Origin of the sequence: Pseudoalteromonas luteoviolacea (assembly GCF_021654285.1) — a bacterium.
Lineage (GTDB): Bacteria > Pseudomonadota > Gammaproteobacteria > Enterobacterales > Alteromonadaceae > Pseudoalteromonas > Pseudoalteromonas luteoviolacea_J.
Genome location: NZ_JAKFZS010000016.1, coordinates 1 through 16,690, shown reverse-complemented (window position 1 = coordinate 16,690; position 16,690 = coordinate 1). Strand labels below are relative to the sequence as shown.

Annotated in this window: 14 protein-coding genes; 2 read left to right on the top strand and 12 right to left on the bottom strand. The window is 42.4% G+C overall.

The window, feature by feature from the left end; all coding sequences use genetic code 11:
• Positions 1–19: 19 nt before the first annotated feature.
• A complete protein-coding gene (locus tag L1077_RS15715; RefSeq protein WP_237137832.1) occupies positions 20–727 on the top strand; it encodes a hypothetical protein in 708 nt (235 codons plus the stop codon).
• Positions 706–1,356, top strand: coding sequence for a glycoside hydrolase family protein (locus tag L1077_RS15710; protein ID WP_237137830.1), 651 nt, complete (start codon positions 706–708; stop codon positions 1,354–1,356). The genes L1077_RS15715 and L1077_RS15710 overlap by 22 nt, the downstream gene beginning before the upstream one ends.
• Here the strand turns inward: L1077_RS15710 and thpR are convergent.
• From thpR to L1077_RS15650, 12 genes are all read right to left on the bottom strand, one after another.
• Complete coding sequence (thpR, locus tag L1077_RS15705; protein WP_237137828.1) at positions 1,346–1,870, bottom strand: RNA 2',3'-cyclic phosphodiesterase; 525 nt, start codon at positions 1,868–1,870, stop codon at positions 1,346–1,348. The two genes, L1077_RS15710 and thpR, sit on opposite strands and share 11 nt — an antisense overlap.
• On the bottom strand, positions 1,870–2,388 hold the full coding sequence (locus tag L1077_RS15700; RefSeq protein ID WP_237137987.1) for a hypothetical protein: 519 nt from the start codon (positions 2,386–2,388) through the stop codon (positions 1,870–1,872). Before L1077_RS15700 ends, thpR begins: the two co-directional genes overlap by 1 nt.
• 113 nt (positions 2,389–2,501) lie before the next feature.
• Complete coding sequence (locus L1077_RS15695; RefSeq protein WP_237137826.1) at positions 2,502–5,648, bottom strand: lantibiotic dehydratase; 3,147 nt, start codon at positions 5,646–5,648, stop codon at positions 2,502–2,504.
• A 10-nt stretch (positions 5,649–5,658) separates the two neighbouring features.
• Positions 5,659–6,882, bottom strand: a complete 1,224-nt coding sequence (locus L1077_RS15690; RefSeq protein WP_237137825.1) for a lanthionine synthetase C family protein — start codon at positions 6,880–6,882, stop codon at positions 5,659–5,661.
• Between the two features lie 195 nt (positions 6,883–7,077).
• The gene (locus tag L1077_RS15685; protein ID WP_237137823.1) at positions 7,078–9,207 is read right to left on the bottom strand and encodes a peptidase domain-containing ABC transporter; all 2,130 of its coding nucleotides are present in this window, start codon (positions 9,205–9,207) and stop codon (positions 7,078–7,080) included.
• Positions 9,208–9,237: 30 nt separating this feature from the next.
• Positions 9,238–10,482, bottom strand: coding sequence for an HlyD family secretion protein (locus L1077_RS15680; protein WP_237137821.1), 1,245 nt, complete (start codon positions 10,480–10,482; stop codon positions 9,238–9,240).
• 134 nt (positions 10,483–10,616) lie between these two features.
• The gene (gene glmU / locus L1077_RS15675) at positions 10,617–11,978 is read right to left on the bottom strand and encodes a bifunctional UDP-N-acetylglucosamine diphosphorylase/glucosamine-1-phosphate N-acetyltransferase GlmU (protein ID WP_237137819.1); all 1,362 of its coding nucleotides are present in this window, start codon (positions 11,976–11,978) and stop codon (positions 10,617–10,619) included.
• An 819-nt stretch (positions 11,979–12,797) separates the two neighbouring features.
• Positions 12,798–12,962 carry a hypothetical protein gene (locus tag L1077_RS15670; protein WP_237137818.1) on the bottom strand — a complete coding sequence of 55 codons (165 nt, stop codon included), beginning with the start codon at positions 12,960–12,962 and terminating at the stop codon, positions 12,798–12,800.
• A gap of 103 nt (positions 12,963–13,065) precedes the next feature.
• Complete coding sequence (locus L1077_RS15665; RefSeq protein ID WP_237137816.1) at positions 13,066–13,296, bottom strand: hypothetical protein; 231 nt, start codon at positions 13,294–13,296, stop codon at positions 13,066–13,068.
• Between the two features lie 458 nt (positions 13,297–13,754).
• Entirely contained in the window at positions 13,755–14,696 is a 942-nt protein-coding gene (locus tag L1077_RS15660) for an ATP-grasp domain-containing protein (RefSeq protein WP_237137814.1), read from the bottom strand.
• A 17-nt stretch (positions 14,697–14,713) separates the two neighbouring features.
• A complete protein-coding gene (locus L1077_RS15655) occupies positions 14,714–14,878 on the bottom strand; it encodes a hypothetical protein (RefSeq protein WP_237137812.1) in 165 nt (54 codons plus the stop codon).
• A gap of 602 nt (positions 14,879–15,480) precedes the next feature.
• Positions 15,481–15,627, bottom strand: coding sequence for a hypothetical protein (locus tag L1077_RS15650; protein WP_237137810.1), 147 nt, complete (start codon positions 15,625–15,627; stop codon positions 15,481–15,483).
• Positions 15,628–16,690 lie beyond the last annotated feature (1,063 nt).

The following is a 16,690-nucleotide window of genomic DNA, read 5'->3' as shown; positions in this document are numbered from 1 at the left end:
ACATAAAAAGGAATTTACCATGTCATCTGAACACGACCAAAAGATAGAAGAACAACATCAGCCAACAGAAGCGCTGCGACCTAGAGCACCGAGACTCAAGCTAAAATTATCACGCTCTAAAATGAACAGCATTTTAGCCCTGTGTGCGATTTTAATTTCCGCAGCCTCCTTTTATGCCACTTACATGCAAGCCAAAGCAGCCCAAGAGCAAGTGACCGCCGCAGAGCGACAACTTTACGCTGAAACTTGGCCTTGGTTACAAGTCAGTTATAGCGACTATGACATCGAGGCTGAGCGCGCCCATATGACTGTCAAAGTGAAAAACTCAGGTACAGGCCCTGCACTTATCAAATCCATGCACTTTGCATATCAAGGCGAGCAATACAACACCCTCGTTGAACTCCTAAACGATTGCTGCAGCCTCAATGCCTATCGAGATGCACTAAAAGAAGTTCAATCCGATAATGGAGATATTAACTACCTCAAGCAGTTTGGCTGGTATGTCACGAGTAATCCAAACAACTCTCTATTAGCGGATGGCAATGATTTAGTCTTATTTTCTATGGTGCGCAGCAAGTTTAATAATAATTTGTGGGAAAAAATTGGTGAGATAGCGCATGATATTGAAGTAAATACTTGCTATTGCTCTTTGCTCAAGCAATGCTACACAGTTAATAAAGCGTCGGAAGTAAAAAAGGTTGCGAATTGTTCCAACTTAACTCAGTAAACCGCCAAAAAGCGGCTAAACATATTTGCTTATACGAAGGGGTCATTGCCCATTTATATGTCGACACCCGCGGCAATGTCACCTTGGGAGCGGGTTTTCACATTACCAGTGCCAAAGCGCTCAGTAAGCTCCCTCTGCGTGAAAAGTCGACACAAAAAGCGGCAAGTCGCGCAGCGAAAATTCAAGAGTTTGAACGCATAGCCAAATTACCATCAGGACGCTTAGCAAGCTGGTATGAACCCCACTGCAAACTGTATTTACCGCAACAAGCATGCGTTAAGTTACTGGAAAAAAAGATCGCCGAATTCGAAACTGAACTGAGCACCCTATTTAGCGCGAAAAACGGCTATGTGCCATTTCGCCGTATGCCGTCGAATGTGCAATTAGCTTTACTCGATATGGCCTATAACTTAGGTACCCCAAACTTAAGTAGAACTTGGCCAAATCTATTGCAAGCCATTCGCCATGAAAACTGGCAGCTTGCCGCCACAGAGTGCCAACGCAAGCATGTCAGCGCTGCGCGCAATCAAGCCACCGCACGTTTATTCACACAAAGCGGCTCTGTGGGTTTGCTCAAGCGACTTGGCCACTTTCTTTTGACCAAAGCCCTTGCACGTTTTAAGCGCTAAGCGCAAAAGAGTGGATTGGCGTATAGTGCAAACCATCTTCAAGCCTGTGTGAGTGATAAAGATGAAACTCAGTAACGTCTAAGGTAAATGGCACTAAGGGTGCACATACTGACGGCTCAGCTTTAAGCCCGCGAAACAAAGTGATATGAGGAGCAAATGGATAGGAGTTACGATACAAGCCCAGTGCTTCCCCACAGCTGCGCAAAGGCTCTGCAATACCGCACAACGCCTCATTAATGTGATCGGGCCGCAAATAAAATAGTCCGTTGTGCGACCAATATCCCGTGCTATCAAAACGCAATTGAAAAGGTGGCTGCACCAAACTGTGGGCAAATTCGATCACCTTTTCTTCAGCGCTCGCATCTGTCTGAGCCAAAAATGCCAAGGTCAGATGCCAATTACGCGGCAGTGTCGATGCTTTAGTGGCAATAACAGAGGTATCTAGCCAGTGTTGAATATGTGCCGTGTGCTCAAGTGCTAAGCCAATACCAAAAAACAGTCGCTTCTCTATCATTATTTAAATACCACTGCCTTTTTGCTCGGCGTATAAATACGTGTTTGCGGCACTGTCCACTTACCTTGCTTAAAGTACTGAGTCGCAACACTGAACTGGCCATCTTTAAAGCGGCTTGTTGACTTCACTTGGGTAATGCCGTTTTGGTCGCCCACAACTTGCTCATAAGCAGCAAATTCATAATCACTGATCACCTCAATTCGCCCTGAGGTATAAAAGCCTGCTGTCGTAAAATAATAAAATACCAAGGACTGCTTTTGCCTATCCCAAAAAATCAACGACTCGCCACCATACTCCCCCTGATTGATAGAATGTAAGGTCCGAATAGCCGTACCATTCAGCGCCCGCTCCCAATGGCTGATATCTTCCACTGCAGGCGTATCTGCCGCCATGCTAAAACGGGCTTGCCAAGTCCCCAAGTAGGGGGAGAACACGCTCAACTCTTTGACGAGCTCAGCCGTCCAAGCAAGCGGATTGTAGAAACAGATTGCACACACAAGGCATTTTAGCGCTCGCATCATATCACTCCTTACTAAACTGAAATGAGTTTGCTTGCATTAAACTCTAGTGCGCCCTGCAGCAAAGCACAAAAAAAGCGCTCAGTTGAGCGCTTTTTTAATCATCAATGATTTTACGATTTTTTATCTGCTGAGAAGTACTTACGACGCATCAAATCGTGTATGACTAACTCTTGCTCACGGCCATAAGCTTTAAACATACGGTTATTATGCATATGCAAAACAGAGTTCAGCAACGAGTCTTTTGTACAATTTAATTGCTCTTCAGCGATCAAACGATTTAGCACCTCTATCACAGGCGCAGCACTGGCTTGCCACTGCTCTAAAATCGCCAATATTGCTGACTGTACTTCATCGCAATCGGCCGCGTTTTCCGGCACTAATTTAACAAAGTCATCATCGAGCTTCTGCTGATAATCACGATAGCGATTACCCAGCTGCTTACGTAACAGACTGGTTTCATTAAACTCTCGACCAAACCCTTCGCGCAGCTGGCTCACTAAGGCAAATCGGGCTTCATCTGAGTACTCAAAGAGGTTAAACAATCTATGTGTACACGCCAAAGCCACACGCCAGCGCACATCTTCACCATACTCATCAATTAAGCCACAAGTTTGTGCAATTAAACGGCTATCGAGCATAAATAAAGATTCCACCAAACTCATTGACTCAGGCCCACCATAGCGCTCAACTTCGCGCTCGTAAGTCATTAGCTCAACTTTGTGAAGCTCTCCAGATTCAATTTTAGGGTCCAATAGTGCATTTAAACGCGGTAGTAATTGACCGCATAACAAGCTCGGATCACCATGGAAACGTAAACGAATATGCCAATCAGGATCGCCATAACGAATAAAGAACCACTTGTCGTACAATTCGCTATTTTCTTCAATCAGAGGTAAAAGTTCTTCTGTCAGTAATTGCTCAACCAATGAGTTACCTGAGTATATCTTCAAGCTTAACCACTCTGAACCCGCGCTAAAGCGACGTTTAATCGGCGTGGCCGTGATATTGGCATAGGGGTCGTCAGAGTAATGGGCATGTACCGCTGCATGTTCATTGAAAAGTGGCACAATGACTTCGTTGTTGTAATGGCGACCTTCACTATCGACAACACGGGAGCGATAGCTGCTCGTTAACACTTCTTTGAGCTCAACCGTAGTTTGGCCTTTGGTCTCACCCAATAAAATCGCGAACATATCAGGATTGCGTATATCAAGCTGTAATACATTGTCTGACATCGCAAAACTTACCTGTGCATCGAGTTGATACTTTTGCATCAAGCTATCTAGCTGTTCACGATTAAATTGACCTTTTTTACTCACCGCTTCTAGCTCGCTGCGCTCTATACGCCACACCTTTTCGCTCAAAATCAAATTATCTAGCATGACACGTGGCACAAATGCAGCGCGCTCAGTGCTCGATGGCATACTGAAATGAGGCGCACGACCTTCTTGGTGCTGTAGCATGCATAAGAATTTATATGCACTTAAACTGCGTGCGGAGTAATTGTGCGCACTGGATAAGCGCGGCACGACTTGCTTGTTTAAACGCTTGCTCCATAGCTTCACCTTTTGGCCTTCAACCCAAACGTGTAAGTCACTGAGCGGGATCTGGTATTCATCACTCAATGCGCTGTCAGCCATAAACACAATTTCATACTGACGCAAGTGTGGACGTGCAATCACGTTACCTGGGCGACCTTCAGGCATGTGTACCACTTCAGCAAAAATAACGTCTTCGTTGTGTGCTTGCTCTTGTGCTAAATGCTCAGTCACCGATGTTTTTAACTGTGCGTCAAGGTGACAGAAACGGCCAAGTAAATTAGCTGCAGAAGGGCCATAACAGCCATTGAATTTGTATATTGGATTGCCTCTATCATCCTGATATAAGCTCATCATGGTCGCAAATGAATACGGGAAGCTCTTCACAGCATCTTTGTTGTTGATCTTGCCTTTGAGCTCTTTGCTCTTTAGCACAATACAATCTTTACCGCGATTTTCAGGCAAGCTTAGGGCACGCTCAACAATGCTATCAATCATGCTGATCTCAGGCGCCGTATTTTGATTTGACCCACTGCGCGCAAGGTTTAATCCCGCCACCAGCGGCGCCTCGTAACCTGTCTCTGTCGAAATACCAATGCCTGACTCATCATCCAAAATGACATCTAAAGGGACAAACTGCCCTTCAAAACGGCTATTAAACTGCGTCATAAATTGGCTCAAAGCAGATTTCGAACTGGTTATCGTGAGTCCTGCAATCACTTCAAGTTGCTTTTGCACACGCTTAATTTCCATTTCGGAAATTTGGCACTGTTCAAATGCACGGTATATGTCACTTTGGAATAATTTGTTTTCTTGGGCCTTAACTGGCAAGCTTTCTAAGTGAGACAGTAGCTGCTTATAAGGGGTGATCTCACCACTGCGGTTAGTATCTAACTGCTCAATTTGGCTCAACGCCGTTGCTAATTTGTCTGCAGCATCGAGCTCTTGAATGCCTTCGATCGATTTAAGCAAAGCCAGATCAGGAGAGTCTCCAGTCAATGGCAGTGGAATATCTGCCAGCAACACGCCCTCATCAATCAAATCTTGAATGTAGTTTTCAACCTCTTCTTGTTCAGCCTCGTCGTAATGCGCTAAAAAACGCGCAACTAATTCATTAAAACTCAAGCCAGGCTTTGCAAGCTCTAAGGCGAACTTGAAGTACTCATCACTTTCAACCGCACTTAAACGATATTGCATGGTGTCATCAGACAGGTAAGTTTCAATGTAACGACATTGCTCAGCGATAAAATAATGAGATGAGTTGGGTTTATAAGTAAGGTGCTCTGAGCGTGAAGCATGTTTGATAAAGTGCTCTTTGAGCGCTGATAAATAAAACATATCAAGACGTGTTTTACGAGTATCTTTCACATGCTGCGCAGGTGTTAGCGTCGTTTGGCTATCGATTTGACCTTGATGGATGCCCGAAAATAACCCAAACGGCGTTGGTCGAGAACACATTCGCACCATGTATTTAATCAACGCATGTGCGACTTTTTTGCCTTGCTTAGAGTCCGGTTTAGTACGCCACTGATCGATGCGCTCTAGTAGTGACGGGCTCGCTAAATAAATCGCTTCTTCAACACCTGGCGTGGCTAACCAAGCGCTCAATAAAGTATTGGTATCTTGATTGTCATCACCAAATGCCACCAGCTCTTCAAGTGCTAAGCGCGGCGTTCTAATTACAAAAAAGTTATCATTTTTTAGTTGCTTGCTAGACATTCTTGTACTCCTATACCATCAACAAACAGTCAGTCCAGCTCACATCATCATCTAATAAGCCTATCAAACCACAGCCGACACCGGCATACCCCATTAAAAAACCAAAATCAGCTTCATGCTCTTTAGTCAGGCCATTGTATGAATACATTCCCTTTATTCCATGCTCTTTATAAGCGTTCAAACTATAGTCAAGCCAAAATTGAGCCGCTTCAACTAACTTGGGATCCGGTATGAATTTATTAACAATTTGGAAGATCACAGCCAAACCAACAAAACCATGACATAAACCGGCATCATTGATATAACCGCTCTTATCATCTCGCTTCGCGGCATGCAGTGCGATATGACGGGCTTTATCGACATAGCTTGGGCGATCTAGTGCCTGACCCGCTCGAGCTAAAATCAACGCGATGGTGATATCACCATAACACCACCCAAGACGAGAAGTCGGGTCACTTTCTCCAGCACATGAGCCGTAACAAGAGTGATGGGTATGCTCATGTCCTGTTTGGTTCTCAAGCAACCAATCACAAGCACCAGACACCAACTTTGCAGCACGCTCTTTTAAAGCGGGTACTTCCATCGCCGGTATTAACGCCGCGATCATGCCCGGTACACCATGTGCAAGCCCAAGGTTAAATTCAGGTTTTTCTCTGTCGTCAGTATCAAAACGATACACTGAATTACTTGGCTGTGACCAAGCGATGTGACCATTATCAAAGTGCGTAGCGGTACTTTCTAGTCCCCTAACAATAATCTCGAACAATTTTGATTGGTCTGAAAACTTGTTGCGTCTGGATGCATAAGGCGCATAGCCCGACAAGCCTAGCACCATTTCGATTTCTCCCGGCCAAGGGTTGTAATCAAGCGCCTGTATGAAAAGATCATCAACATCTTCCAGTAACTCTGGATCATAGTCTTCTTGATCCGCTTGATTTAAGTACTCCAAAACCCAAGCTTGGCCAGCCAAACCATTGCTAAGCTCAAAGCTTTGCTCCCCCAACTGCTCTTGCAAAAACTCCAACTTTTCTGAAAAAAGCGCCTCATCAACCGAACTTGGATCCAGTTGATACGCTTTAAATAAAAACAAAAGCTGTCCTGCAAGGCCACTCAGTAGACCGTTTTTTAACTCCGCATCGGTTTGAATATTACGACTGACTTCTTGAGCAAGAACGGTGATAATTTCACCCATTTCTTGACGTTGATTATCTGTGATTGATAGTTGCTCTGACATTGTCTTCCTTAATAAATAAAGCTTTATTTTTTTTCTTTTATCAATAAAAGCTAACGCAATTCATCTTGTAGCTCAAGAGGGTTGTCCCTGTTACCTACAATTGAATGCTGATATTGTTTGTAACTGCATTTTTCAAATAAGCGCAAATCATCTACACCTAAACACCTGATATGAAGATGATTTGCCTTTAGAGAATTAATCGTTTTGAGGCTCCAGTTCCTCAGCAAGTACTTTTTGCAGCCTAATTTCTCTGTCTGCTGAAGCGATGGTTTCCTTTCTGTGGGCAATGATCACTCGGGTCATATCCAAACGGCTGACTGCTTCGTTGATATCAGACTCCAACGTTGTATCCAAATGACTCGTTGCTTCATCCATAAATAGAATCTTCGGCTGTTTGTACAGCGCACGCGCTAAAATAATACGTTGTTTTTGACCACCAGAAAGTGAAGACCCCATGTCACCTATCAGGCTTTCATAGCCCATTGGCATTTGACTGATATCATCATGGATCGAGGCAAGCTGTGCACAATAGACGACGCGCTCCATATCAATTGGGGTATCAAAAAACGCAATATTATCTGCAACAGAGCCCGATAATAGCTCATCGTCTTGCATCACTGCTGCAATTTGCTGACGATACTGGCGCGCACCAATTTGATCGATAGGCACATCATCAATCAGTACATCACCACTTTTCGCGTCATTGAGGCCAAGCATAATTTTAAGTAAGGTTGACTTACCGCACCCTGATGGACCAGTAATCGCCACTGACTCACCAGGTTCAATGTTTAAATTCAAATTATGCAGTACATTTGGTGTCGCATCTGAATAGGAGAAACAGATATTTTTCAGCTCAATTTTACCTTTAACATCATGTTTCTTAAGTTGCTCAGGTTGAAGTGTTTCCTTATCTGTTAACGCGATATCGGCAATACGGTCAAAATGCAGACCGACCATTTTAAACTCAATGAGCTTTTCAATCAGGTTGGCCGTCTTATCCATAAACTGGCGCTTGTACGACATGAAAGCAAATAGCATTCCGGTACTAAATCCGCCCTCAAGCACCAAGTGCGCAGCAAGGTAAACGACAAGAATGTTCTCTATTCCAAACAAAGCGCGGTTAATCGCATCGTAGCCAATTTGAAAATTACCCAAACGAATACTTTGGTTAATTGCATTGGCATAACGGTTTTGCCATTGCCCCTCACGCTTAACCTCAGAACCAAATAACTTAATCGTTTGTATACCGCGTACGGTCTCCATAAAGTTAGAGTTTTCTTCTGCACGGGCCATGATCTCTTGCTCACTAATGTTCCTAAATGGCTTGTACATGGCAATACGAACTAATGCGTAAGCAATGACAGCAGCGAGCACAACCACAGACAAAGTTGGACTGTAAAAGAAAATCATCGCAAGGGTAATAATGGCCATTAAACCATCTATGATTGCTTCGATTACCCCTGTTGTTAAGATCTGTTTCACCTGTTGCAGTGAGCCAAATCGAGATACCACATCCCCCATATGTCGCTTTTCAAAATAAGAGATAGGTAAACGCACTAAATGATGAAATAAGTTAGCTCCCAACTGAATATTCATTTGGTTACCAAAGTGCAGCAACGTAAACCCTCGCAGTGCGTTGGTGGCGATTTCAAAGACAAGTACGAGGAAAAAGCCGGTCGCCAACACGGTCAAAAGGTTGGTATCTCCGGTGAGCACAACATCATCTATCACTAACTGAATATAATAAGGTGCCGCAAGCGTGAAAACCTGCAATAGGATTGAGAGTAAAAATATCAGGAGCAATGAGCGCTTCAGACCCGTTATACGACTCCAAAAGTCCGCAAAGCGTAAAGTCGGCTTTTTCTCTTTCTTTTCAAAGCTTTTTGTAGGTGTTAATTCAAGAGCGACACCCGTGAAGTGTTTAGACGCTTCCTCAATGGTATAGGTTTTTTCACCATAAGCGGGGTCATGGATGACAATGCGTTTTTCATTGGCTTTTTTGAGTACCACAAAGTGGTTCATATCCCAATGCAGAATACACGGTGTTTGCAGCGCGTCGAGATCCTCAAGCTCTATTCGAAGCGGCCTCGAACTCAGCTCCAACTGCTCTGCAAAATGCATGATGTCGAGCAGGGTAGCGCCTTCAATAGAAATACTAAACTTTTGTCGCAGTGTCGTGAGGTCACTGTGATAGCCATGATAAGCCGCGACCATTGCGAGGCTTGCTAAACCACATTCTGCTGCTTCAGATTGCAAAATAACCGGCAGCGAATTCCTTGACCAAAACTGTAATTTTTGTACCGGTGAGTTATCTTCCTGGTGCATATAAAGCCTTTTTTATTATCGTTATTGCAGCTACAGCTGTCCTTTAATACTAAATACTGGATCAAACAACCAACGAAGTAGTGATCGCTCCTCGATAATGATATCTGCATCTAACATCATACCTGCACGCAATGGTGTCGATTTACCGTACGCCTGAATATGCTGCTCAGATAAAGAGACAACGACGCGATAAGCTGGCTCAGTGATCATTCCAGGAATAATCGCCTCTTCAGGTAAAATCAAAGAGCTACTTATCTGCTTGATCTCGCCGCTATAAATACCAAACTTCTCATAGGGGAAAGCGTGATAACGCAACTTCGTCGCTTGCCCTGATTCGATAAAACCAAATGCGGATGTAGGCACATAGATCACCGCCTGCATTTGACTATTTTCAGGGATCACACTGAGTAATCGCTCACCAGTGACCACGTTTTTGCCCACTTTTGCGAGTAGACCGGTCACAACACCTGCTTTAGGCGCTCTTAGTTCACCTAAACGCTGCTGCTCAACAGAAGATAATTGAATCTCCATGTCAGCACGCTGAGAATTTAACTGATTAATACGCTCATCATGCTGTAAAGGCAACTTTTCCAATTGCATATCATATTGTTCAATTTGCGCTTGAAGTCCCAGCTTTTCTGAACGGATACTAGAGGACTGCTGCTGCAATGACAAAAGTGTATCCTTTTGCCTTTGTAGCTCTAATTCAGAGATATAACCAGTCCCTTTTAGGGTGCTGATTTGGCCGACCATTTGCTCATTTAACTCAAGACGCTTGGCAAATGTTTGCGATTGATTGTCTAATTCCACCAAGCGCTTTTGAGCCGTTTCTTTTTGTTGTTGAAGCTCAGCCAAGTCTAGTCGATACTGTTTCTCTTGCTGTGTAATTAATCGTTCAAGATTTTGTAATTGAAATGAATATTGATTAAGCAAAGCTTGGTTAAGCTCAAGCGCTTGGGTACTGTGCTTGGCAGATGCAATCCGTAAGATGGGTTGATTGGCTTCAACCAACTCACCTTCTTCGACTAATACCTGTGAAATGATCCCCTCTTGTGATGCAACCATGCTCAATACACCAGTATTAGGCTCAAGCACACCCGTTACTCGCTCTTTGCGCGCATAACTGCCCAAAGTTAAGTAAATAATACTGATAACCACCACAAATAGGATCAGAAAGGTGAGTGTTTTAAACACAGGTGGCTGAACTAAACTCACAGCTCCTTCTAATCGGTGTCGCTTATTCTCAAGTACTTCTTTGCGAAAGAGATTTTCCATAATGACTTGTACACCCGAATTAATTGTTTTTATTGTTAAATTTTAATTAACCTCGAAGTTAATGTATCACTTTAGAATCCAGAAAGGAATCAGGTACAAAAAAAGGGAAACGTATTTCCCTTTTTATTTTCTTATTAAGACTTTTTCACCGGTCTTTGCCATCCGGCAATATTTCGCTGCTTACCTCTGGCCACTGCCAGCTGCTCATCTTGGACAGTGCTGGTGATCACCGAGCCGGCTGCAATGGTTGCTTGAGCACCTATTTTTACCGGCGCAACGAGCGAGGAATTAGAACCTATGAATGCACCATCTCCAATCACAGTTTGCGACTTATTCACGCCATCATAATTACATGTGATGGTACCTGCGCCAATATTCACTTTCTCTCCGACTTGCGTATCGCCCAGATAAGTAAAGTGGTTGGCTTTTGACCCAGAGCCGAGTCGAGACTTTTTCATCTCCACAAAATTCCCAACATGGGCATTTTCTTCCATCACGGCACCTGGACGAAGTCGTGCAAATGGCCCTAATGTGCAGTTTGCTTTCACTTGTGCTTCTTCAACAACCGAGTTTGCTTTAATGACAACTCCGTCACCAATCGTGCAGTCTTTCAATACACAGTTCGGTCCAATACGCACATTATCGCCAATGGTCACTGTGCCTTCAAAAATAACATTAACGTCAATTTCTACATCTTGGCCTGTCGTTACTTCACCGCGTACATCAATACGGGCTGGATCTGCTAAACTGGCACCATTAAGCATCAACTCCGTTGCTTGACGTGCTTGATATGCGCGCTCTAATGCAGCCAATTGAACGCGGTTATTGGCCCCTTCAACTTCCATCTTGTCATCAGGTTGTGCCGAGGTGATCTCAACCCCTTCAGCATGCGCCATCGCCACAATATCCGTCAGGTAGTATTCACCCTGTGCATTGTTATTAGAGAGCTGACCCAACCATTTTTTTAGCAGCTCACCGTTTGCAGCCATAATGCCTGTATTGATCTCTTGAATTTTAAGTTGCTCTTCTGATGCATCTTTTTGCTCAACAATGCCAACAAGCTTGCCATTTTCGCGCACCATACGTCCATAACCCATTGGATTATCAAGCGTCACAGTCAATACTGACAAACCTTTTTCAGGTGTCACCGCCAATAACTTCTCTAGCGTAGACTGCTTAGTTAACGGGACATCCCCATACAAAACCAGTACAGTGTCTTTATCATCAATGTAATCTTTGGCGACAGCCACTGCATGACCAGTGCCCAGCTGCTCTTCTTGTAAGACCCAATTTACATCATTATGAGATAAGTGTGTTTTTAATTGCTCAGCGCCATGACCATACACAAGGTTTGTAGCTCTTGCACCCAGTGCATTTGAATTGTCGATTACGTGCTGAACCATAGGTTTACCGGCAATCGAATGTAGAACTTTGGGTAATTTAGAGCGCATTCGGGTGCCTTTACCCGCCGCAAGAATAACTGTATTTAATGCCATCAGTGAGGGATCCTTTTTTTAACTTTCGATTTCTCTGTACTATTGGTTACTTTAAGATTGCCACTCCATGTACCCAATCAAACTGAGGCGCAGCGCACAATATCACATAGAAATTATTGCCGATATTTTAACTAGATTTATCGAAATTGATAGTCATAAGGCACCTTACACTGGGTAATTCAGACAAAATATTGAGCTAGGTTCAATTGTTATAGCCAAGTCATCAGCTTACCCCGCGGTGTTGAACTCTTTCCTATCCCATCATTATTTTTCTTTTTATAACCAAGCCATCGACAACCCTCTCAGCGCATGGCAAATACCTACCTGTAATAACTGACGGCTTTTTAAGTCCAAAAATATAAGTAACATACTTGACCACCAATCCTAGTCACCACCCAGCGATTAAGACATAACAAAACTATTTAAAACAACAATAAAAACAAACACAAGGAATGAACTTACCGCGTGTATATAGTTCAAGGTAGAACTAAACAAGGAAGTCCTTTAATCATATTGGATGTCCATATTGAAAACTTAAGACCCGAGTGTCCTAAAGGCTTTGCAAGGAAGCAAAGCCTATTTATTCGAATAATGTATTAAGCGCTTTGACCATTATCCGCAGTTTGTCACGTCGTTCCATTCATAAAAAAGAACATCCCTGTCCTTTTACTCACTCAAAACAATAAATAACGCAATGACGTATCTCTCATGAAGCTAGCGATAAAATACCCGCTCACCTTCATTCGAGCACACTCAATACTCTTTTGACATCAAGCACTGTCCGCCAACGTGCTTCTATCGCAGCGCTTAATGAATCGCTTATTTAATTGGGTTAACAATCACGATGTCAAAAATAGGGTCAAACCCGTTTTCAGGGATCGCCATGGTAATACGTTCGCCAAATCCTTTGAAATGGCCAGATACTAGGCTATTACCACCAGTTACAACTTCGCTTTGTGCTTGATTTAATGAAAATGGGTGCATATTTAGTTTCCTTATTACAATAATTGTACTTAAATTGGGGACCTTAATTAGCGCAATCACGAACCTTTAAGGTCAAAAGTTTTAACTTAATTTAGGCAATCACTTATGGCCAGTGCGTTATTAAATTGCACTTTGATGTTATTGGCCTTGGGCATCCGGTTGTCACATACATGATGCAACCGTTATGCGGCGCGGATCCTACACCCGGATAAGCATCCTTTATCATTTGGTTTATATCAACGCCGCCAGCAATAGCGGGCGTTTTTGCATAGTCAATTGTGTTGCCACTATCTGACAAAGATTTAATCGCTTTCTTCTTTAGATTCAACTTCATAAGTTTCCCTCATCTATTTTTATCTACCTAATACAATTCCACTCTTGATCGAGTCATCAATTTTTGAGCGCAATTGCCTATTATAAAATCGCTTGGATACAGAGCGTTCAATTGTTCATTTACTATCGAATCTGCACTCAAATTGCTCGTTAAGCTAACGTGACACGCTTTTTCAAAAATAGAACATCCATGTCCTATCGACTCTTCACAAAATACACTCTAACCAAATGATTTAACTGACATAAAACCTATGGCTACTCACCTTTACTAAGCTCTTATTTTTGACTCTTAAACGAGACTTAATCGCCTTTACTTTTCATTCTCAGCTGTGCAGCCCAACTCTGTGCTGAAACAAAATTGTTGCTCACTTTCGTGAAAGGGCATTTTTTGGCCTTATTTTCTGTATATAGAGAACATCCATGTTCCTCTGAACACTCACAAAATTGTAAAATACGGGTTTATGGCTGCCTCACTTCACCATGAATCATCAGATCAACAATCCATTCTGACAACGCGATGCCGGATCGATTTTCAAAACCGATAAACATAGGTGAAGGATTCGCTTCTAAAAAATAATATTTACCCTGCTCATCTCGCCGCCAATCAATCGCAGTCCATTTCAGATACAGTGCATCACAGATGGCCAATGATTGTTGGCTAATCTCTTTTGGCGTCGGGATAACGGACAATTTCACATCGTTGTCCTCGCGAAAGTCCGTCATCTCACTTTCAAGTTCAACGGATAACACCTTTTTCCCGATAACATAGGTCCTAATATTGGTGCCTTTAATCAGCTCCTGCACTGTAATGGGTGATTTGGATAAAGCTTGCTCGAAGCGCTCTGGTACCATATGAGCAGGTGTTAAAAGCTCGGTATGTGCACCACCAAAAACAGGTTTAAAAATGCTATGTGCCAATTCACCATAAAATGCTCGAATAGCGTCTCCATCATTCCCGATATATGTCTTGGGAATATTAACCCCGAGATCTCGCACTTTTTTTAACTGCAAAGGTTTTTCTTGGTGATGTTGAAAAGCTTGCCATCCATTCACCCATCGAGTGCTCCCCCCCAGTAAAAACCAAGTTCGCAAACATGCCATACTGTCTTTCGCTGCGATACCATCAGGCTTCATATAATTAGCCCGAGTATCCTCGTCTGTAACACCAGAAAACCCTCGCCAGAACACAGCCTTAATCTCGCTTAAAATTAGCTTGTCGCCTCCAGGTAACGATAACTCACCATCACCTAAGTTAGGGGAAAAGCCAAATGTCATTGCACTTGGGAAATCATTACTTTGCATCAAATAGGCATTTTCTCCACGAGCGTTTAATACCTCCAAAATACGCCGAGCATGGCTATCTTTTGCTTGACCAAGTACCAAATAAGCCACTTTATTCACTCCAGTTCGTTATAAAATTAGTGCTCATATGGCACATTCAAAACGGTATCTAGCTCAGCATCGATATCGCATTGAATCGATATTGCGTAGTCTTGCTCAAAACAGTTTGTCATTACATCAATTGCAATTTGTTCTTGTAAATAAGTCGCCATTTCATTATCTGTACTAAACCTTTTCGTCATCCTTATTACCTCTTAATTCTCTAACACAGCCTATTTTTATCGGCGTTAAATGCACGCCCTTAATTATTTGTAATTAGATTCAATTTAAGTACGAACCATGTCTGCGTTGAGATGAATAGTGACGCTTTCATTGCTGTATTGCAAACTCCCAAAAAAACAACAATTAACAATATAATCATACACTTAAGTTTAAATATAATATGCAAATAATGGTCTTTTATGGTCTAAATATGAAACAGTCATCACTTGATGTAAGCCGCAACTACCAATTACTCATAAAGTGAAATGAACATCAATTTACTGTCTGCCGAACTGAGTATTCGTGCATCAAATTATTCTAGATATGCCAACCCTCAGCCTCACTCTGACAATGAATGAGTGCAATCAAAATCTCGCAAATAATAAAAGCCAACTAGGTAGGTCAGTGCCTACAGAAGTCATGTTGTGTGGAGTGAAAAAGCGTTTGAGGGTATAGAAGTAACCGATATGTGAAGTTTTATTTAGGGGCAATCAGCAATAAAATGGCATAAAAAAGCGTTGCTCAGCTTTCACAGCTTGACAACGCTCTCGTCAATATGAAGTGTGTAAGAGCATACGAGTGTTTACACTGGACTCGCATAAAAGGTGTTATCGTGAGACGTACAGCCTCGATTGCTTGGGTCTATCTTAGCTCCCCCAACTGCCACATGAGCATGGGTAAATTCTTTACCCGCTAGACTTTTTATTACTTTCTTTTTAATGCTTAGCATACATAATATCCTGTCATAATTTTAAAACACGCTTTTTAACAGCTGCTTAAAACGGCAACTATAACACTGCTCGATATGGTTATATTAGCGACGTGGGTCTACGCAAGTTCTTACATCCACAGTCCCGTCATCATTAACAATGATCTGTGCTCTATAACCACCAGTTACTTTTAAAAGATTTACACCGTGTATTGTTTGCATATTAATTCACCTTATTACTTCTAATTTCTCAGTACGTAGACAACATTGTCTACTGCTAGATTTGATGAGCTCAAATAGCTTCATCAGTTAGTTAAATTCAAATATCTAAAGCCAGTTTAACGTGGTCTATTAGGGGTCTCATTAATCGTCCCATCTTTATTGATAGGGTTTTTAGGGTAATAGACACCACCCACCACTAAATTAAGCTTTTCGGCCATCAACTGTTTCATATTTACTCCATCTATACTTTTATACGGCTCTGAAACCCATTTGTAGGCTTCTATCTCCTGAGTCAGTGTAAATACTCACTGAATAAGCACTATCGCGTTGCAAACATTCAATCCCAAAATCACATAGAACGATTTGTGTTAACTTTTATATTTAACAAGTCGAGTTAATAATGGTTGATGTAATGCAACTAACGCTCATAATCCACAAGTTATTGAAGTGTGTCAAAATGACAAAAAGTGAACTATAACCATATATATCATGAGGTTATAAAAGAAAAGAATGGTAAGATAATAGTTTTAAAAGCCACTCATATGGATCATGGATACGCCTTTAGACTAAATTAAGACAGCGAATGAAATATCCATAAAATGGGGAGCTTGCTAGTTTGAAATATGAGTTTAAAGGTGCCTATAACATTCAAATTAATTCACTAGCGATCGCCTCTGCTGCCACAAAGTAAACTGACATGCAAAACAGGCACAAAAAAAGGAGTGAACTCACTCCTTATTAACTTCTCAACTCTCGCTTTAAAATATCCCCGCCAGGATTAGTCGCGAGCTGCAAGTGATGCCATAGCATACGTCGCTGCGATCTTTACGCCTGCTAGGCCATAGTAAGCAACTAAAAATGG